The organism is Christensenella sp. MSJ-20 (assembly GCF_044357945.1).
Taxonomy (GTDB): Bacteria; Bacillota; Clostridia; order Christensenellales; family QAND01; genus QAND01.
This window is the reverse complement of sequence record NZ_CP076563.1, coordinates 864,566-881,260: the sequence shown is the minus strand read 5'-3', so window position 1 is coordinate 881,260 and position 16,695 is coordinate 864,566. Positions and strand designations below refer to the sequence as shown.

Below are 16,695 nucleotides of genomic sequence, written 5' to 3'. Positions count from 1 at the left end.
GATGGAGCGGGGCCCTGCCATCCTGCTGGCGGATGGCTACAATATCCTCATGGCCTGGGAAAAGGCGGGGGATATGGAGCTGTCCCATGCCAGGGAAGCTCTCATCGAGCGGATGGATAACTACGCCGGCGCCACAGGAATCCGGTGCATCCTGGTGTTTGATGGCCATCGGGCGGAGGGAAACCCTGGCAGCGTCGCCTCCTGGGACACCATGGAGGTGGTCTATACCCGGACGGGGCAAAGCGCCGACAGCTACATTGAACGGACCTGCTTTGAACTGATGGAGCGGGGCTGCCGGGTGGCTGTAGTATCGGGAGATGGGATGATTCAGAGCTTGGCCCTTGGGATGGGAGCGCTGCGCGTTACCCCGAGGGAGTTTCTGCGGGAGATGGAACGCGCTGCCCAGGAGGTGCTCCGTCAGCAGCCTGCCGGTCGAGAACGAATTAGCCTCTTGGACGGGGCGGATGCACGGACAGTGGCCATCCTGGAACGGATGCGCCGGGAATAGAAAGGGGGAGCGCCATGGAGCATTTTGAACGGTTCCGGGATCTGGAGGACGATGAATTGGTTCTTCTTGCCCGGGAAGATGACGACGCCCTTACCTATCTGATGCTGAAATACAAGAACCTGGTCCGAGCCAAGGCCAGAAGCTATTTCCTTATGGGAGCGGATAGCGAGGATATCCTTCAGGAGGGGATGATGGGGCTCTATAAGGCTATTCGGGATTACAAGCCTGAGATGTCCAGCTTCCGGGGATTCGCGGAGCTATGCGTTACCCGGCAGATCATCAGCGCTGTTAAAACCGCCACCCGTCAGAAGCATATGCCTCTTAACAGCTATGTGAGCCTTAATAAGCCGGTCTATGACGCCGATGACCGGACTCTCCTTGACGTGATGCCGGGCCAGTCGGCGCTGGATCCGGAGGAGATCATCCTGGGGGAGGAGAACCGTTCTGCTATGGAGGCCCACATCAAAAAGGAGCTTTCAGAGATGGAACGATCGGTCTTGGAACTGTACCTGACGGGCATGAGCTATGGGGAGATCGCGGAGCGTCTGGACCGGCCTCTGAAGAGCATCGACAACGCCCTGCAGCGCATCAAGACCAAGCTGTCGGGATTTTTGCGGTAATCGGCCCAAATCCGTTGACAAACCCCTGGGGATGGGCTAGAATGTTACTCGCATAATTTATGAGATTTGGCACATTTGCGGGTGTAGCTCAGTGGTAGAGCACCGGCTTCCCAAGCCGGCTATGTGGGTTCGATTCCCATCACCCGCTCCAATTCTAACCAAAAGCGGCTGGGTTGCCGCCCTAAGCAAAAGGAGAGAGAGAAATGGCGAAAGCGAAATTTGAGCGGACGAAGCCCCATGTAAACATTGGGACCATCGGGCACGTGGACCATGGCAAGACGACGCTGACGGCGGCAATCACCATGGTGCTGAGCAAGCAGGGCCATGCGGAGGCGACGAAGTACGACGAGATCGACAAGGCGCCGGAAGAGCGGGAGCGTGGAATCACCATCAACACGGCGCACGTGGAGTATGAGACGGACAACCGTCACTATGCCCATGTGGACTGCCCCGGCCACGCGGACTATGTGAAGAACATGATCACCGGGGCGGCGCAGATGGACGGTGCGATTCTGGTGGTAAGCGCGGCGGACGGCCCGATGCCCCAGACCCGGGAGCACATTCTGCTGGCCCGTCAGGTAGGGGTGCCGTACATCATCGTGTTCATGAACAAGGTGGATATGGTGGACGACGAGGAGCTGTTGGAGCTGGTGGAGATGGAGATCCGGGATCTGCTGAGCACCTACGAGTTTCCCGGGGACGATATTCCGGTGATCCGTGGAAGCGCGCTGAAGGCGCTGGAGGCGGCGCAGAGCGACGCGGACGTAAGCAGCGATCCCTGGTGCAAGCCCATCTTTGAGCTGATGGATGCGGTGGACAGCTACATTCCCACGCCGGAGCGTGCCAGCGACCTGCCGTTCCTGATGCCGGTAGAGGATGTATTCAGCATCACGGGCCGCGGTACGGTAGCGACGGGGCGTGTGGAGCGCGGAACGGTAAAGATCCAGGATACGGTGGAGATCGTAGGTCTGCGGGAGACCCGGAGCACGGTGGTAACGGGAGTAGAGATGTTCCGGAAGCTGTTAGACCAGGCCATGGCGGGCGACAACATCGGGGTACTGCTGCGGGGCGTGCAGCGTACGGAGATTGAGCGCGGGCAGGTGCTGGCGAAACCGGGGACGATTCATCCCCACACCCATTTCAATGGTCAGGTATACGTGCTGACCAAGGAAGAGGGCGGCCGTCATACGCCGTTCTTCAACGGATACCGTCCGCAGTTTTACTTCCGGACCACGGACGTAACGGGAGTGATCAAGCTGCCGGAGGGCGTGGAGATGGTGATGCCGGGCGACAACATCGACATGGAGATCACGCTGATCACGCCCATCGCGTTGGAGGAAGGGTTGCGGTTTGCAATCCGTGAGGGTGGCCGTACGGTAGCCTCTGGCGTTGTCACCGGCGTTATCGAGTAAATAATTCTGTGAATCTGGGGTCAAGGGCCAATGCCTAGGCCCCTTTTTCTACCCTTTTAGCGGACAAAAAGCCCCAATGCGGGGGCTTGTCCGCTAAATTTGCGTTGACAGCATTTGGCGGTTATGCTATTCTTTATAGGCTAACCCCATAAGGGGCTTTTCTTAATCATGTTCAAAACCAGCTTAGGAGGTGTTTACCATGCGCGTAAAAGTGACTTTGGCTTGCAGCGAGTGTAAACAGCGGAATTATGACACTATGAAGAATAAAAAGAATGATCCGGACAGGCTTGAGCTGAACAAGTACTGCAAGTTCTGCAAAAAGCACACCTCCCATAAAGAAACCCGGTAGGGCGGGGGAGCGAGATGGCAAAACCGGTTATCAGCAAAAAAAGCGCGGAGAAGAAGCCCAATATCTTTGTCCGCATGAAACGATACTTCAAAGAGGTCGGAGCGGAGCTTAAAAAGACCGTGTGGCCCACCAAAAAGGACCTGGTCAAGTACACCGGCGTGGTACTGGCCTTTATCGTGGTTTTTGCTGTGGTGGTGGGAGCCATGGACTTTGCTTTGGTGGAACTGCTGAACCTCATCGTACGATAGGGGAGCATAGCCATGAGCGAAGAAAAAGCCTATTGGTATGTGGTTCATACCTATAGCGGATATGAGAATAAGGTAAAAGCCAACCTGGAGAAGGCGGTGGAGAACCGTGGTCTCCAGGACTATATCGTCGAGGTAAAGGTGCCCATGGAGGACACCATCGAGATCAAGAACGGCAAGCGGAAAACCGTGGCCCGGAAGGTCTACCCCGGCTATGTAATGGTGAAGATGATCCTCACCGATGAGAGTTGGTACGTGGTGCGCAATACCCGTGGCGTTACGGGATTTGTGGGCCCGGGATCCCGCCCCATCCCCCTTTCGGACGAAGAGGTCCGGCTGACGGGGGTGGAGGACGTGCCCATCGTGCTGGATGTGGAGGTAGGCCAGACGGTCACCATCACCTCCGGTCCCTTGGAGAGCTTTGTGGGCGTCATCGAGGAAATCAACAAGGAACGGCAGAAGCTGCGGGTGTCCGTCAATATGTTTGGACGGGAAACCATGGTGGAGCTGGACTTTGTCCAGGTACGCCGGGTATAACGACACCCCCGCTCAATCATTTGTTTCCGACTGCGCGGACGCGCAGAAAGACCGGGCACAGCCCGGGGTGGGAGGGTATTTCCCGCTAAAACCACTATATTCAATGGAGGTGCAACCATGGCAAAGAAGGTTGCAGGATTTATCAAACTGCAGATTCCCGCGGGCAAGGCAACGCCCGCACCGCCGGTTGGTCCCGCACTGGGCCAGCATGGCGTCAACATCATGGGTTTTTGTAAGGAATTCAACGAGCGTACCGCCAAAGACGCGGGCTTGATCATCCCTGTGGTGATCACCGTGTATGCGGATCACTCCTTCTCCTTCATCACCAAGACCCCCCCCGCAGCGGTGCTGATCAAGCGGGCGCTGAACCTGGAGAGCGGCAGCGGCCGTCCCAATCGGGATAAGGTCGCTACCATCACCCGTGCTCAGCTGGAGGAGATCGCCAAGATGAAGATGCCGGATTTGAATGCCGCCAGCGTGGAAGCTGCCATGAGCATGATAGCCGGAACCTGTCGGAGCATGGGCGTCGTCGTCGCCGACTAATACTGGGTGGGAGCAGGGAAGTTGCCCTGCGCTTGAACCACAAGGAGGTAATTTTTCATGAAACATGGCAAAAAGTATATGGATAGCCTTGCCCTCATCGACCGGCAGAAGCAGTATGATCTGGCCGACGCCATCGAGCTTGTAAAGCAGACCAGCAAGGCAAAGTTTGACGAGACCATCGGGCTGTCGGTAAAACTGGGCGTTGATCCCCGCCATGCGGACCAGCAGGTGCGTGGCGCCGTGGTTCTGCCCCATGGTACCGGCAAGAACGTGAAGGTTTTGGTATTCGCCAAGGGCGAAAAGGCCGACGAGGCACAGGCCGCCGGCGCCGATTTCGTGGGTGCGGAGGATTTGGTTGCCAAAATCCAGCAGGAAGGCTGGCTGGATTTCGACGTGGCGGTAGCCACCCCCGATATGATGGGTACCATCGGACGGATTGCCCGTATCCTGGGACCCCGGGGCTTGATGCCCAACCCCAAGAGTGGTACCGTGACCCCTGACGTCACCCGGGCCATCAACGAGATCAAAGCCGGTAAGGTGGAGTACCGTGTGGACCGCACCAGCATCGTGAATGTTCCCGTGGGCAAGGCCTCCTTTGAGGCGGAGAAGCTCAACGAGAATATCTCCATTTTGATGGACGCCATCGTTCGGGCAAAACCTGCCGCCGCCAAGGGCACCTATCTCAGAAGCGTGACGGTGTCCAGCACCATGGGCCCCGGCATCAAGCTGAACCCCCAGCGGTTCCTGTAAGAGGGATTGACAAAGCCCGTCGGGTTTGTTAAACTCATTGGGTAACAAGAGAATATCATCCAACCGTAGACAGCAGGGACGGCGTTGCCGTTTAAACATCCAGCCGAGGTGGGAAGCGCATAACCTTTGTTTTGTGTTACGCCCCCGAAGTATGCTGTTTCGGGGGCTTTTTCACAGGAGGTGAAACAATGTCGGAAGCAATTAAAATGAAGGAAGCAGTGGTTGCGGAGATCGCAGAGAAACTGCAGAACAGCAAGAGCGCAGTATTCATCGATTATCGCGGCCTCACTGTGGAGGAGGTCACCGGCCTTCGGAACGAGTTTCGGAATGCCGGGGTGGAGTATCGGGTTCTGAAGAACACCATGATTGCCCGGGCTGTGGAGCAGCTCGGTATCGAGGGGTGTGAGCCCTACCTGGCCGGTCCTACCGCTGTGGCCTTTGGGTACGATGACGTGGTAACGCCCGCGAAGCTCATCAACGACTTCATCAAGAAGAACAAGAAAACCGAGATCAAATGTGGGATTCTTAACGGCAAGGTGCTGGATCAGAAGGGTGTTGTAGCCCTGGCGGATCTGCCCAGCCGCGAGGTTCTCATTGCGACGGTGCTGGGCACTATGAACGCGCCTGTCACTGGTTTCGTGTCCGCTCTGGCGGGCATTCCCAAGAAGCTCCTCTACGCTCTCAATGCCATTGCAGAGCAGAAGGGCGCCTAAAACCCGCCGGAAACCGGCAACCATATTTCATCATCATTTAGGAGGAAAATCAAATGAATAAAGAGCAGATCATCGAAGCCATCGCCGCTATGAGCGTACTGGAGCTGTCCGAGCTGGTAAAAGAGCTGGAGGAGAAGTTCGGCGTGTCCGCCGCTGCTCCCGTTGCCGTTGCCGCTGCCCCCGCCGCTGGCGGCGCCGCTGCTGAGGCCGCTGAGGAGAAGACCGAGTTCGACGTTATCCTCAAAGAGGTTGGCGGTGAGAAGATCAAGGTCATCAAGGTTGTTCGCGAGGCTACCGGCCTGGGCCTGAAGGAAGCCAAGGATCTGGTGGACGGCGCTCCCAAGGCTGTCAAAGAGGGTATCTCCAAAGAGGATGCCGACAAGCTGGCTGCTTCCCTCACCGAGGTTGGCGCTACTGTGGAAGTAAAATAAGCGTGTGACGCATGGCGCCGGGCAATCTGCCCGGCGCTTTTTTCTTTCCGAAAGATATTTCTGTGCTATACTAATTTCATATGAAAGGGGGAGCTAGCATGGAATATCGGGCATTGGGCGCGACGGGAATGCAGGTCAGCCGGGTGGGCTTTGGAGGAGAACATCTGGAGGGCATGGAATACCGGGATGTGGAGGCGGTGGTTCACGCTGCTTTGGACGCCGGAATCAATATGATGGATTGTTTTATGGCGGAGCCCCATGTGCGGAGCAACATCGGAAAAGCTTTGGGCCGGCGCCGCCCCGAGATGCAGATCCAGGGGCATATCGGCGCCTGCTGGCTGGGGGGGCAATACAAGCGGAGCCGGGATCTCGATCAGTGTAAAGCGGCGTTTTCCGATCTGCTTACCCGGATGGATACCGATTATTTGGATGTGGGGATGATCCACTATGTGGATACCCAGGAGAATCTATCGCGGATGCTGGAAAACGGCATTTTGGACTATGCTCAGGAGCTGAAGCAGAAGGGAATGATTCGCGCCATTGGGGTCAGTTCCCACGATCCTGGTGTGGCGCTCAGCCTGGTTGAGACTGGGGTCATCGAGGTGTTGATGTTCAGCATCAACGCCGCCTATGATCTGTTGGATGCCGGCGTATCGGTGGATGATCTCATCAAGGCGGATCTGGTGCGGGAAGGCAAAGACCTGCATGGAATCCATCCTGCTCGTCAGCGGCTCTACGAGGCCTGTGAGGCGCGTGGAGTGGGGATTACCGTTATGAAGCCCTTTGGTGCGGGGAAGCTTTTAAAGGAGGAGCTATCCCCCTTTGGAGCCCCTATGACGCCGATCCAGTGTATCCATTATTGCCTGACCCGCCCAGGAGTGGCCAGCGTTCTGGCGGGGTATCGGAGTCCGGCGGAGGTGGAAGCTGCCGTTGCCTATGAGTCCGCCACGCCGGAGGAACGGGATTACAGCCCGTTTTTGGGCGCTACACAGCTCTATTCCATGGCGGGGAACTGTATGTACTGCAATCACTGCCTGCCCTGTCCTGCCCGCATTGATGTGGCCCAGGTCAACAAGTACCTGGATTTAGCGCTGGTAGCGGAGGGCAAGGTGCCGGATACCGTGCGGGAGCATTATCTTGCCATGGAGACCCATGGAGAGGATTGCATTGCCTGCCGCAGCTGTGAGAGCAACTGCCCCTTTGGAGTGCCGGTGGTGGAACGGATGAAAAAGGCCAAAGAAGTATTCGGCCGATGAAAAGATGCAAGGTTTTCTCATGGGGAGGCCTGTGCTATAATAGGGAACAAAAAACGGGCGGTATCGCCTTGGGAGGAAATGCAGATGGAAAAGATCCGCTTGGGAATCGTAGGATATGGAAACATCGGGCGGGGCGTTGCCCAGGCCATTCGGATGAATCCTGATATGGAACTGGTGGCTTTCTTCAGCCGGCGGGATCCGGCGTTGGTCGAATTGGATCCTGTTGATGCCGGTACGCCAGTTTATGCTGCAAAAGACGCGGCCAACTATCAAGATCAGATTGACGTTATGCTGCTGTGCGGCGGCAGTGCCACCGATCTGCCCCAGCAGGGCCCGGAATACGCCAAACTGTTCCACACCGTGGACAGCTTTGACACCCATGCAAGGATTCCGGAGTATTTTGCGGCCATGGATCAAGCGGCCCGGGAGAGCGGACACCTGAACCTGATCTCCTGTGGCTGGGATCCCGGCCTTTTCTCCATGATCCGGTTGCTGGCGGGAGCTTGCTTACCCCAGGGAAATGACTACACCTTCTGGGGAGACGGGGTAAGCCAGGGCCACTCCGACGCCATCCGTAGGGTGCCTGGGGTGGCGTATGCCATCCAGTATACCCGGCCCTATCCTGAAGCCCTGGACGCTGTCCGCAGCGGAACAAATCCCCAGTTGACAACCCGGCAGAAGCACTTTAGAGAGTGCTTTGTGGTGGCAGAGGAGGGTGCGGACCGGGAGGAGATCACCCGAACCATTGTGGAAATGCCCAACTACTTCTCGGACTACAACACCACCGTTCACTTCATCACCATGGAGGAGATGGAGCGGGATCATGGCAAGATGCCCCATGGCGGCTTTGTGTTCCGGTCGGGACGCACCAGCGATGACAACAACGCCATCGTGGAATTTTCTCTAAAGCTGGATTCCAACCCCCAATTTACCGCATCGGTGCTGGCAGCCTTCGCACGGGCGGTTCACCGCATGGCCCAGGCTGGCTGCGCCGGCGCTATGACGGTCTATGACGTTCCGTTGGGAATGCTCTCCACTCTCTCCTTTGAGGAGCAAAGAAAATACCTACTATGAGCAGAAAAACAAAGCGCCGGGCCGCCCGGCGCTTTGTTTTTTACATTGAAAAAGAAAAAATTGCAAAATAAATTGGCAGTATTCTACACATTTTTTCTCGTGAAGCCAAAAAGTGCTGTTATTAAGGGGGTGAAGTACGTATCTTTTTTTTACAGCTTATATTATAATAAATAAAATACCTTCTTGGGAGGTTGCAATGCACCAAATGCAAGCACAGCGGCCCTTGGCCCTGGAGGAGCAGCGGTATCTATATGTGATCCTTTCTTCCACCAAGACCAAGATCGGCTATCTGATCAAAAAGCTGTCCAAAACCATATACAGCCACACGTCCTTAAGCTTGGATCGGGAGATGCGGGAGATGTATTCCTTTGCCCGGTACTATAAGTCTACTCCCTTTTACGGGGGATTTATCCGCGAAACCCCGGCGCGGTTTTCTCTGGGGAAGCCGGAGCCCATTTACATCAAGGTGTTTCGGTTGCCCGTTCCCCGGGATCAATATGAAAGCATTCAGCGCCGTCTGCATGAGATGGGAGAGGAGCCTTACCTATATAATCTATTCTCCGCCATTTTTCAATCCATGGGGAAAGGCTTTGATACCGAGAAGGCCTATACCTGTTCGGAGTTTGTGGCGCGGATGCTGCGCGAGGAAAACCTGGCTCAGATTCCCATGGAGGAGGCCCGGTGTTTGCCGCGGGACTTTGAGACCATTCTGGCGGAGTACCTCTATTATGAGGGGGATTTATGGGAATATTTGGGCCATGTGCCAGAGAATGATGATGAGTTTATGACCAAGCTGGGCTATTGGCGGGCCACAAAGGCCACCCTACAGTTGATGGGCGCGCTGATTCGTAGAAAAGCTTCTGCGCATCGCCAAAGCCGGTGGACCCTTTAGGAAAATGGCAGAGATATCAAGCAAATATAAAAAGCCCCTTCTTCATTGGAAGGGGCTTTTTATATTTATACATTATGATGTGAAAATTAGTTGGCCTTGATCTGCTCCCAATACCGGGAATAGACGGCCTCTTTGTCGCCCAGGTCCAGATACACCTCGCAGCGATCCAGCACGTCCTGGGGGGGATTGTAGGCGGGGTCGGCCTTTACGGCGTCGTCCATGAGCTCCAGAGCCGCTGCGTTGGGGGTGGCGTAGCCGATGTACTCGGAGTTGGCCTTAGCCACTTCTGCGTCACAGAGGTAGCTGAGGAAGGTGTAGGCAGCATCCAAATTCTCTCCCGTACAGGACTTGGTGATGCAGACGCCGTCAACCCATACGTTGGAGCCTTCCTTTGGTACGGCGTAGGCCAGATCCTCGTTTTCACCCATGCAGAAGATGGCGTCTCCCGAGTAGACCACCGCCATGGCGGCGCCGCCGTTGATCATGGTGGATTTGGCGTTGTCCATCATATAGGCCATGACCAAGGGCTTCTGGGCCTGAAGGGTCTCGGCGGCCTCCTGCAGTTCGCCGTCATCGGTGGTGTTGACGCTGTAGCCCAGGCGCTTTAAGGCCACCGCCATGGAATCCCGAACGCTGTCGTACATGACGATCTTACCGGCGTATTTCTCATCCCAGAGAATGTCCCAGGAATCCACGGGATCATCCACCATGGTGGTATTGTAGAGGATGCCCACGGTACCCCACATATAGGGGATGGAATACTTGTTGCCAGGGTCAAAGGCCATGTTCAGGAAGGAATCCCCGATGTTGTCCAGATTTTCAATACGGCTGAGGTCCAGCTCCTGGAGCATTTCTTCCTGGATCAGCTTTTCGATCATGTAATCCGAGGGGAAGAGGATGTCGTATTCCGCGCCGCCTTCCAGCTTGGCCAGCATGGCCTCGTTGGAATCGAACATATCGTAGACTACCTTGATTTCAGGATGATCCTTGCGGAACTGGTCCAGCACATCGTCGTCGATGTAATCCCCCCAGTTATAGATGCGAAGGGTAGCGGTGGTTTCCGTGCCGCCGCAGCCGGCAAGCATGGTGCAGGCCATAGCGAGGCAAAGTAGAAGGGCAAAGAATTTTTTCATCAGGCTTTTTTCTCCTTTCCATTTTGCACCCTGTTGGCCCGGATGTTGACGATGAGCAAAAGGGTGACAATGCTGACAAAGATGATGGCGGATAGGGCGTTAATCTTGGGGCTGATGCCCCGGCGGGCCATGGCATAGATGGCGATGGATAGATTGCTAACGCCCTGGGTGGTAAAGTAGCTGACCACGAAATCGTCGATGGAAAGGGTCAGCGCGAAGATGGCGCCGGTGACGATACCCGGCATGATCTGGGGCACGATGATCTTCCACATGGCCCGGGTGGGTTTGCAGCCCAGGTCCAGAGCAGCCTCATAGAGGTTCTGGGGCATCTGCCGAAGCTTGGGCAGCACGGAGAAGATCACGTAGGGGATATTAAAGGTGATGTGGGCTAGGAGCAGGGTGGTATACCCCAGGCTCACCCGCAAAAACAGGAACAACAGCATCAGTGAGATACCGGTGACGATATCGGGGTTCAGCATGGGAATGTAGGTGGCGGTTTCCACCAGAGAGCGGGTCCGTTTCCGCATGCTGTGGATGCCGATGGCCGCCAGGGTGCCGATGACGGTGGCGATGAGGGCGGACAGCACCGCGATGGTAAGGGTGGTGCTGAGGGCGCTCATCAAGGAGGGATCCTGGAAGAGCTGCTCATACCATTTGAGGGAGAACCCCGACCACTTGCCCATGGTCTTTCCCACGTTAAAGCTGAAGATGATCAACGTGGCGATGGGAGCGTATAAGAACAACAGCACAAGGCCCAAATAGCCTTTCTGAAACAGGGATTTTACCTTCACCACAGCATCCCTCCCGAATCATCGTCCTGGTATTTCCGGAAGATAAAGGAGGATACCAGCATCAGGACCATCATCACCAGGCTCAGCGTGGCGCCAAAATGCCAATCCCGCATGAAGAAGAACTGGTTCTCGATGACGTCGCCGTACATCATAAAGTTGCTGCCTCCCAGGAGGCGGGAAACGGCAAAGGTGGTGACGGCAGGCATAAAGACCATGGTGATGCCGGACACCACGCCCGGAAGGGAAAGGGGAAATCGAACCCGGCGAAATACGTCCCAGCTGTTTGCCCCCAGATCCTCCGCCGCTTCGATAAGCCCGTGGTCGATCTTTACCATGGCGGAGTAGATGGGGAGAATCATAAAGGGCAGGTAGTTATACACCAGGCCCAGGATGATGGCGAAGGTATTGTACAAGAGCTTGGGGTTCTGGATGCCAAAAAGCCCTAAAAACTGGGCGACAACCCCGCCGCTGTCCAGGATGTTGATGAGAGCGTAGGTACGCAGTAGGAAGTTCATCCACATGGGAAGGACAAAGAGGATGATCAACAGGCTTCCCTTTTTAAAGTTCCGGCTGGTGAGGATCAAAGCCACGGGATAGCCAATCAAAAGACAGACGCAGGTGGCGATAAAGGCCAGCCAGACGCTGCGGCCTAGAATGCCCATGTAGAGGGGATCAAAGGCTTTTATAAGGTTATCCAGGGTGAAGACCACTCCGCCGTCAGGGGCGGCTGCCGTCATGGCATAGTATACGATGATCCCCAAGGGCACCAGGATGAAAATGGCCATCCAGATGAGATAGGGGGTGGCAAAAACGCTACGCTTCATAATCGGCTGCCCCCTCCAACTCCTCCTCGGTGGCAAGCGGCATATCGGACGCCTTCATCACATGGATGGCGTCCGGCTCGATATCGATGCCAACCGGGGTGCCTTCGGCCACGTAATCGGTGCTGTGGATGGTAAACTCCAAATCCTCGTGGAGCCGTACCCGGATCTCGTAGTGGACCCCCATAAAGAGGATGGATTCCACCACGCCGTGGAGCATGCCGCGGTCATTGGGGGTGATGTCCAAGTCCTCAGGACGAAGGACGATCTCTACCTCCTCGTTCCGGCTAAAGCCCCGGTCTACACAGACGAACTCCTGACCGGCGAAACGGCATTTATAGTCCTCCAGCATGACGCCGGGCAGGATGTTGCTCTCCCCGATGAAGTCGGCCACATAGGCGTTGATGGGCTCGTTGTAGATGTCCACCGGAGTGCCGATTTGGACGATCTGCCCCTTGTTCATGACCACGATGGTATCGCTCATGGTAAGAGCTTCCTCCTGGTCGTGGGTAACGAAGACGAAGGTGATGCCCAGCTGCTGCTGCATCTTCTTCAGCTCCAGCTGCATCTCCTTGCGGAGCTTTAGATCCAAGGCTGCCAGGGGCTCATCCAAGAGAAGAACCTCGGGCTCGTTTATAAGGGCCCGGGCGATGGCGATACGTTGCTGCTGCCCGCCGGAAAGGGACTCCACCTCCCGCTTTTCAAATCCGGAGAGGTTGACCAATTCCAGCATCTCCCGCACCTTCTGGTCGATAAGCTTTTTATCCTTCTTTTTCAGGGTTAGGCCGAAGGCAACGTTGTCATAGACATTCATGTGGGGAAAAAGGGAATACTTCTGGAAAACGGTATTGACCCTCCGCTTATAGGGGGGCAGGTCGTTGATGCGCTGGCCCTCAAAGAGAATGTCTCCATCATCGGGCTTTTCAAAGCCGGCAATGAGCCGCAAAAGGGTGGTTTTTCCGCAGCCGGAAGGGCCCAATAGGGTGATGAACTCCCTGCGGCGGACGTATAGATTCACCCCATCCAGGGCTTTTTCGCCGTCAAAGGATTTGGTGAGATTCACAAGATCGATGATTTTATCCGCCATAGCGGCATTCCCCTCCTATGGAGATATTCAAAAGGTCGGCGGGCAGCTGATCCATAAAATCTTGGCAACGGACTTTCCCGGGTTCTGAATCTCATGGGGGGCGTTGCTGGAGAAGTAGAAGGAATCCCCCTTCTTCACTTTGTACCGGTTGTTACCGATGACGAGCAGGATGCTCCCCGTGAGGACGTAACCAAACTCCTCCCCCTCGTGGGGGTTATCCCGTCCGCCGGTACCTCCGGGGGATAGGGTTAGGAGGATGGGCTCCATGGCGTTGCGCTGGGCGGCGGTGATGAGCCATTCCACCCGGCTGCCGTTGGCCGGATCCACCTTTTCGAAGATATCCGCCCCGGTGTAGACCACCTTTTCCTCCCCATCCTCCGAGAAGAACTCCCGAAGATTGGTGCCCAGACATTCCAGGATATCCATCAGGGTGTTGATGGAGGGGGAGGTCAGATCCCGCTCCAGCTGGGAGATGAAGGACTTGCTCAGTTCCGCCCGGTCCGCCAGCTCCTCCTGGGTGAGGCCTAACTCCTGCCGCAGCTGTTTGATCTTAGCTCCAATGTTCAACGCCGTCACCTCCCGGGTAACTGATTCTGAACCAAAAGTTCACTAACACTAAACTTACATGCGAGGACTATTAAAGCAGATTTATAGGGAGAAGTCAAGAGCGTTTTGCATCCCGGCCTTGCACAATGGGAAGGGTTTTTCTATGATGGAGAAAAGAGGGCCGGAATTGGCCGCGTTTGGCCGGAAAAAGCCGGTTCTATCCCAAATGAAGACTGAAAAAAGGAGGAGATCCCCTATGAGATATACCAGAGAGGAATTGAGCCAACCGGGCCTGGATTTGGCAAGGGAGCTCATCGGCGCTACCATCATCAGCGAGCTGGGCGGGGAGCGGACGGGAGGGGTCATCGTAGAGACCGAAGCCTATCTGGGGAAGGAGGATCGCGCCGCCCACAGCTGCCGGGGGAACCCCAACGGCCGCACTCGGGTGGTATATGGCCCCGGCGGATACGCCTATGTGCATCTGATCTACGGTATGTACCATTGCGTCAACGTGGTATCCGCCGCGGAGGGGGTGCCCCAGTGTGTGCTTTTGCGGAGCATCTATCCCACCGTGGGCCTTTCCGTTATGGAGCGCCGCCGGAAACGGAAGGGGATTCGGGGGCTGACCGACGGGCCGGGCAAGCTTTGCATGGCCTTGGGCATCAGCCTTGAAGACTATGGCGCGGATTTTACAGGGGACCGGATTTACCTGCTAAAAGGGGAAAAGAAACTGCCCATGAAGGCCACGCCCCGGGTGGGGGTGGACTATGCCGGAGAGGACGCTCTTTTGCCCTACCGATTTGTGGCGACGGATGTAAGCTCCTTGGGAATCCAGGAATACGAGCGGGATTTTCGGAGCATGCTGAACCGTAAATAGTAAATAGGAAAACCGCCCCGAGATTCCCTCGGGGCGGTTTTACGATGGAGTTTGGTTATATGTTCAATCATTGCCATGGATAGGCCATGTTATCCAGCCGCTGGTTGGCCCGGGCGGCGTCGTCCTTTGCCGCCTGGATGTCGCTTTTCATGGTGTTGATGTCCTGGGCCTGCTGCTGGATCTTAGCGTTGGCGGCCGCCAACTGGTCTTCCAGCTCCTGAATTTGGGCCTGGAGGTCGGCGATTACCTGGGGGTCGGCATCCTCGCCGGGTTCCCCCTGGGGTCCCTGAGGGCCGGTAGCCCCAGTGGCTCCGCGGGGGCCTTGGGCGCCGGTATCACCCTTTTCCCCTTTTTCTCCCTGGATTCCCTGTTCCCCTTGCTCGCCCTGGATTCCCTGTTCTCCCTGGGGACCTTGGGGCCCCTGGGGCCTGCTTCTCCGCCGCATCCCACCAGGCAGAGCGCCAGCATCAGGATCGCCACCAAAAGCGTGGCGGCCCGCAGCCAATGCTGTTTCATACGACATACCTCCTAAAAAAATAAAAAATAGAAAAATGGGGCCCAACTGGGCCCCATCTTATGCACGGGTTTAACCCAACAGAATGGCGGTCAGGTCCATGGGATCCACGATTTCCCCTTCTTTATAGGCCCGCATGTTGCCGGAAGCGATTTCATCGATGAGGATTACCTCGCCGTCATGATAGCCAAACTCAAACTTGATGTCGTACAGTTCCAGCCCCTTTTGTGCCAGCACGTCCTTGACTACGCCGGCGATACGCTGGGTCATAGCCTTCATGGCGTCGAACTGATCCCGCGTCATGATGCCCAGGGCCTCCAAGCCCTCGCAGGTGATGAGGGGATCGCCCCGGCCGTCGTCCTTCAGCGTGGCCTCCACATAGGCGGGAAGGGGAGCGCCGTTTTCGATGTAGTCCCCATACCGGCGGATGAAGCTACCCACCGCCCGGTACCGGCAGATGACCTCCAGCCCCTTGCCAAAGACCTTGGCGGGCAGAACCTCCATGGTGGCGTTGTCGATGTCGGCGGAGACGTAGTGGGTCTTGATGCCGGCCTTTTTCAGCACCTCAAAGAACATGACGGAGACCTTCAGATTCTCCCGGCCGATGCCCTCGATGGAGAGGCCGATGGTGTTGGCGCCGGGATCAAACTTTCCGTTTTCCCCGGTGACGTCGTCCTTGAACTTTAAGGAATAGTGGCCGTTTTCCAGCGCATATACATCCTTGGTTTTTCCCGTGTATACCAGTTTCATATCGCATTCCTCCACTCATGGGGAACGCCGGCGCAAAATTGAACAACCGGCCTGTCCCTTTGTTGTTTTCTATGATACCACAGAGTGAAAAAGAGTGGAATACGGCGATTTAGTCAATTTTGACCCGCCGGACGGGATTTCCATGGGCCATTATGGCTTGTTCCAGATGTTGAGGGGAGAGAAACACCGTAGCGGTGTTGGTGTTGGGATGCACGCCGATCACCTCTTCGGAAAAGAGATCTTCATCCAACAGCACCTCCACGGTACAGCTGCTGTCGTTGAGAATGCCAAGGGGAGTGACCTCCCCCTTATGAAGACCCAGATGGGTCATAAGCCGATCCTCGCTGGCAAACCCCAGATGGGAGGAACCAATCTGCCGCCGCAGGGCCTTTAGGTCCACGGTTTTGCTGTGTTCCACCACTAGAATATAGTGGGATTTTCCATTGGAATTCCGGAGAAATAGATTTTTTGCAATGCACCGATCCTGGGGAAGCCCCAGGGCCAGAACCTCTTCGATGGTATAGACCGCGGGATGCTCCACCAGCTCAAAGGGGATGGATTGGCCGTTTAAATAGTCCAGTACCTGCTGCTTGGGATCCATAGCGATTCCTCCTTTTGTTGTCCTATCTTAGCGACGGAGAAGGGATTTGTCCAGGGGCCGGGCCGGAAGGGGATGGAGGAGAACAAAAGCGCCCATCCGGGAATAGGGATGGGCGCTGCTGGTTTTATTTGCCTATGGATTGACTGGACGGATACCGCCTGCCAATGGAGGGACGGAGGATTGCCCGCTTGGAGCCGTGCGGCCTTGCGATATTAGGCCGCTAGTCATATGCAGCGGCGTGGGAG

At 56.1% G+C, this 16,695-nt stretch carries 22 protein-coding genes, 1 tRNA gene and 1 other annotated feature; of the genes, 15 read left to right on the top strand and 8 right to left on the bottom strand.

Going from position 1 to position 16,695, the window contains the following annotated elements; all coding sequences use genetic code 11:
* Position 1: 1 nt before the first annotated feature.
* The 14 genes from KP626_RS04530 (at position 2) to KP626_RS04465 (ending at position 9,330) form a co-directional block, all read left to right on the top strand.
* Complete coding sequence (locus KP626_RS04530; RefSeq protein WP_395978762.1) at positions 2–508, top strand: NYN domain-containing protein; 507 nt, start codon at positions 2–4, stop codon at positions 506–508.
* Positions 505–1,128, top strand: a complete 624-nt coding sequence (sigH, locus tag KP626_RS04525; protein WP_395978961.1) for an RNA polymerase sporulation sigma factor SigH — start codon at positions 505–507, stop codon at positions 1,126–1,128. The genes KP626_RS04530 and sigH overlap by 4 nt, the downstream gene beginning before the upstream one ends.
* 77 nt (positions 1,129–1,205) lie before the next feature.
* Positions 1,206–1,279 (top strand) — tRNA-Gly (locus tag KP626_RS04520).
* A gap of 52 nt (positions 1,280–1,331) precedes the next feature.
* Positions 1,332–2,540: an elongation factor Tu gene (tuf, locus tag KP626_RS04515; protein ID WP_395976686.1), complete on the top strand. Its 1,209-nt coding sequence runs from the start codon at positions 1,332–1,334 to the stop codon at positions 2,538–2,540.
* 199 nt (positions 2,541–2,739) lie between these two features.
* Positions 2,740–2,889, top strand: a complete 150-nt coding sequence (gene rpmG, locus KP626_RS04510; RefSeq protein ID WP_395978760.1) for a 50S ribosomal protein L33 — start codon at positions 2,740–2,742, stop codon at positions 2,887–2,889.
* 14 nt (positions 2,890–2,903) lie between these two features.
* Positions 2,904–3,137, top strand: coding sequence for a preprotein translocase subunit SecE (gene secE / locus KP626_RS04505; protein WP_395978758.1), 234 nt, complete (start codon positions 2,904–2,906; stop codon positions 3,135–3,137).
* A gap of 12 nt (positions 3,138–3,149) precedes the next feature.
* Complete coding sequence (gene nusG, locus KP626_RS04500; protein WP_395978756.1) at positions 3,150–3,671, top strand: transcription termination/antitermination protein NusG; 522 nt, start codon at positions 3,150–3,152, stop codon at positions 3,669–3,671.
* 117 nt (positions 3,672–3,788) lie between these two features.
* A complete protein-coding gene (rplK, locus tag KP626_RS04495) occupies positions 3,789–4,214 on the top strand; it encodes a 50S ribosomal protein L11 (protein ID WP_395978754.1) in 426 nt (141 codons plus the stop codon).
* 57 nt (positions 4,215–4,271) lie between these two features.
* Positions 4,272–4,964 (top strand): 50S ribosomal protein L1, encoded by a 693-nt coding sequence (rplA, locus tag KP626_RS04490; RefSeq protein WP_395978752.1) that lies wholly within the window; start codon positions 4,272–4,274, stop codon positions 4,962–4,964.
* A 45-nt stretch (positions 4,965–5,009) separates the two neighbouring features.
* Positions 5,010–5,146: a sequence feature (ribosomal protein L10 leader region), on the top strand.
* 6 nt (positions 5,147–5,152) lie between these two features.
* On the top strand, positions 5,153–5,677 hold the full coding sequence (gene rplJ / locus KP626_RS04485; protein WP_395978750.1) for a 50S ribosomal protein L10: 525 nt from the start codon (positions 5,153–5,155) through the stop codon (positions 5,675–5,677).
* Between the two features lie 53 nt (positions 5,678–5,730).
* Positions 5,731–6,108 carry a 50S ribosomal protein L7/L12 gene (gene rplL / locus KP626_RS04480; RefSeq protein WP_395978748.1) on the top strand — a complete coding sequence of 126 codons (378 nt, stop codon included), beginning with the start codon at positions 5,731–5,733 and terminating at the stop codon, positions 6,106–6,108.
* Between the two features lie 98 nt (positions 6,109–6,206).
* Positions 6,207–7,364 carry an aldo/keto reductase gene (locus KP626_RS04475; RefSeq protein ID WP_395978746.1) on the top strand — a complete coding sequence of 386 codons (1,158 nt, stop codon included), beginning with the start codon at positions 6,207–6,209 and terminating at the stop codon, positions 7,362–7,364.
* Positions 7,365–7,448: 84 nt separating this feature from the next.
* Positions 7,449–8,438, top strand: coding sequence for a diaminopimelate dehydrogenase (locus KP626_RS04470; protein WP_395978744.1), 990 nt, complete (start codon positions 7,449–7,451; stop codon positions 8,436–8,438).
* Between the two features lie 196 nt (positions 8,439–8,634).
* Positions 8,635–9,330 (top strand): hypothetical protein, encoded by a 696-nt coding sequence (locus tag KP626_RS04465; RefSeq protein WP_395978742.1) that lies wholly within the window; start codon positions 8,635–8,637, stop codon positions 9,328–9,330.
* Between the two features lie 86 nt (positions 9,331–9,416).
* Here KP626_RS04465 and KP626_RS04460 read toward each other — a convergent pair whose 3' ends face one another.
* The 5 genes from KP626_RS04460 to KP626_RS04440 are packed head-to-tail and all read right to left on the bottom strand — an operon-like array spanning position 9,417 to position 13,729.
* Positions 9,417–10,463, bottom strand: a complete 1,047-nt coding sequence (locus KP626_RS04460; protein WP_395978740.1) for a PotD/PotF family extracellular solute-binding protein — start codon at positions 10,461–10,463, stop codon at positions 9,417–9,419.
* Entirely contained in the window at positions 10,463–11,257 is a 795-nt protein-coding gene (locus tag KP626_RS04455; protein WP_395978738.1) for an ABC transporter permease, read from the bottom strand. The genes KP626_RS04460 and KP626_RS04455 overlap by 1 nt, the downstream gene beginning before the upstream one ends.
* Positions 11,251–12,078, bottom strand: coding sequence for an ABC transporter permease (locus KP626_RS04450; RefSeq protein ID WP_395978736.1), 828 nt, complete (start codon positions 12,076–12,078; stop codon positions 11,251–11,253). Before KP626_RS04450 ends, KP626_RS04455 begins: the two co-directional genes overlap by 7 nt.
* Positions 12,068–13,162: a spermidine/putrescine ABC transporter ATP-binding protein gene (gene potA, locus KP626_RS04445; RefSeq protein ID WP_395978734.1), complete on the bottom strand. Its 1,095-nt coding sequence runs from the start codon at positions 13,160–13,162 to the stop codon at positions 12,068–12,070. The genes KP626_RS04450 and potA overlap by 11 nt, the downstream gene beginning before the upstream one ends.
* 27 nt (positions 13,163–13,189) lie before the next feature.
* A complete protein-coding gene (locus KP626_RS04440) occupies positions 13,190–13,729 on the bottom strand; it encodes a helix-turn-helix domain-containing protein (RefSeq protein ID WP_395978732.1) in 540 nt (179 codons plus the stop codon).
* Between the two features lie 235 nt (positions 13,730–13,964).
* On the opposite strand from KP626_RS04440, the gene KP626_RS04435 reads away from it, so the two are divergent.
* Positions 13,965–14,585, top strand: a complete 621-nt coding sequence (locus KP626_RS04435; RefSeq protein ID WP_395978730.1) for a DNA-3-methyladenine glycosylase — start codon at positions 13,965–13,967, stop codon at positions 14,583–14,585.
* A 67-nt stretch (positions 14,586–14,652) separates the two neighbouring features.
* Here KP626_RS04435 and KP626_RS04430 read toward each other — a convergent pair whose 3' ends face one another.
* The 3 genes from KP626_RS04430 to KP626_RS04420 form a co-directional block, all read right to left on the bottom strand.
* On the bottom strand, positions 14,653–15,108 hold the full coding sequence (locus KP626_RS04430) for an LPP leucine zipper domain-containing protein (protein ID WP_395978728.1): 456 nt from the start codon (positions 15,106–15,108) through the stop codon (positions 14,653–14,655).
* A gap of 63 nt (positions 15,109–15,171) precedes the next feature.
* Positions 15,172–15,849 carry a phosphoribosylaminoimidazolesuccinocarboxamide synthase gene (locus KP626_RS04425; RefSeq protein WP_395978726.1) on the bottom strand — a complete coding sequence of 226 codons (678 nt, stop codon included), beginning with the start codon at positions 15,847–15,849 and terminating at the stop codon, positions 15,172–15,174.
* 109 nt (positions 15,850–15,958) lie between these two features.
* Positions 15,959–16,450 (bottom strand): prolyl-tRNA synthetase associated domain-containing protein, encoded by a 492-nt coding sequence (locus KP626_RS04420; RefSeq protein ID WP_395978724.1) that lies wholly within the window; start codon positions 16,448–16,450, stop codon positions 15,959–15,961.
* Positions 16,451–16,695: the final 245 nt, after the last annotated feature.

What these genes read in the sequence shown, in the direction of transcription:
- tuf (WP_395976686.1), top strand. Translation starts at nt 1,332, where the DNA reads ATGGCGAAAGCGAAATTTGAGCGGACGAAGCCCCATGTAAACATTGGG.
- KP626_RS04460 (WP_395978740.1), bottom strand. Translation starts at nt 10,463, where the DNA reads ATGAAAAAATTCTTTGCCCTTCTACTTTGCCTCGCTATGGCCTGCACC.
- potA (WP_395978734.1), bottom strand. Translation starts at nt 13,162, where the DNA reads ATGGCGGATAAAATCATCGATCTTGTGAATCTCACCAAATCCTTTGAC.
- nusG (WP_395978756.1), top strand. Translation starts at nt 3,150, where the DNA reads ATGAGCGAAGAAAAAGCCTATTGGTATGTGGTTCATACCTATAGCGGA.
- KP626_RS04530 (WP_395978762.1), top strand. Translation starts at nt 2, where the DNA reads ATGGAGCGGGGCCCTGCCATCCTGCTGGCGGATGGCTACAATATCCTC.
- KP626_RS04470 (WP_395978744.1), top strand. Translation starts at nt 7,449, where the DNA reads ATGGAAAAGATCCGCTTGGGAATCGTAGGATATGGAAACATCGGGCGG.
- rplK (WP_395978754.1), top strand. Translation starts at nt 3,789, where the DNA reads ATGGCAAAGAAGGTTGCAGGATTTATCAAACTGCAGATTCCCGCGGGC.
- rpmG (WP_395978760.1), top strand. Translation starts at nt 2,740, where the DNA reads ATGCGCGTAAAAGTGACTTTGGCTTGCAGCGAGTGTAAACAGCGGAAT.
- KP626_RS04465 (WP_395978742.1), top strand. Translation starts at nt 8,635, where the DNA reads ATGCACCAAATGCAAGCACAGCGGCCCTTGGCCCTGGAGGAGCAGCGG.
- rplA (WP_395978752.1), top strand. Translation starts at nt 4,272, where the DNA reads ATGAAACATGGCAAAAAGTATATGGATAGCCTTGCCCTCATCGACCGG.
- KP626_RS04430 (WP_395978728.1), bottom strand. Translation starts at nt 15,108, where the DNA reads ATGTCGTATGAAACAGCATTGGCTGCGGGCCGCCACGCTTTTGGTGGC.
- KP626_RS04420 (WP_395978724.1), bottom strand. Translation starts at nt 16,450, where the DNA reads ATGGATCCCAAGCAGCAGGTACTGGACTATTTAAACGGCCAATCCATC.
- KP626_RS04435 (WP_395978730.1), top strand. Translation starts at nt 13,965, where the DNA reads ATGAGATATACCAGAGAGGAATTGAGCCAACCGGGCCTGGATTTGGCA.
- rplJ (WP_395978750.1), top strand. Translation starts at nt 5,153, where the DNA reads ATGTCGGAAGCAATTAAAATGAAGGAAGCAGTGGTTGCGGAGATCGCA.
- KP626_RS04425 (WP_395978726.1), bottom strand. Translation starts at nt 15,849, where the DNA reads ATGAAACTGGTATACACGGGAAAAACCAAGGATGTATATGCGCTGGAA.
- rplL (WP_395978748.1), top strand. Translation starts at nt 5,731, where the DNA reads ATGAATAAAGAGCAGATCATCGAAGCCATCGCCGCTATGAGCGTACTG.
- KP626_RS04450 (WP_395978736.1), bottom strand. Translation starts at nt 12,078, where the DNA reads ATGAAGCGTAGCGTTTTTGCCACCCCCTATCTCATCTGGATGGCCATT.
- KP626_RS04475 (WP_395978746.1), top strand. Translation starts at nt 6,207, where the DNA reads ATGGAATATCGGGCATTGGGCGCGACGGGAATGCAGGTCAGCCGGGTG.
- secE (WP_395978758.1), top strand. Translation starts at nt 2,904, where the DNA reads ATGGCAAAACCGGTTATCAGCAAAAAAAGCGCGGAGAAGAAGCCCAAT.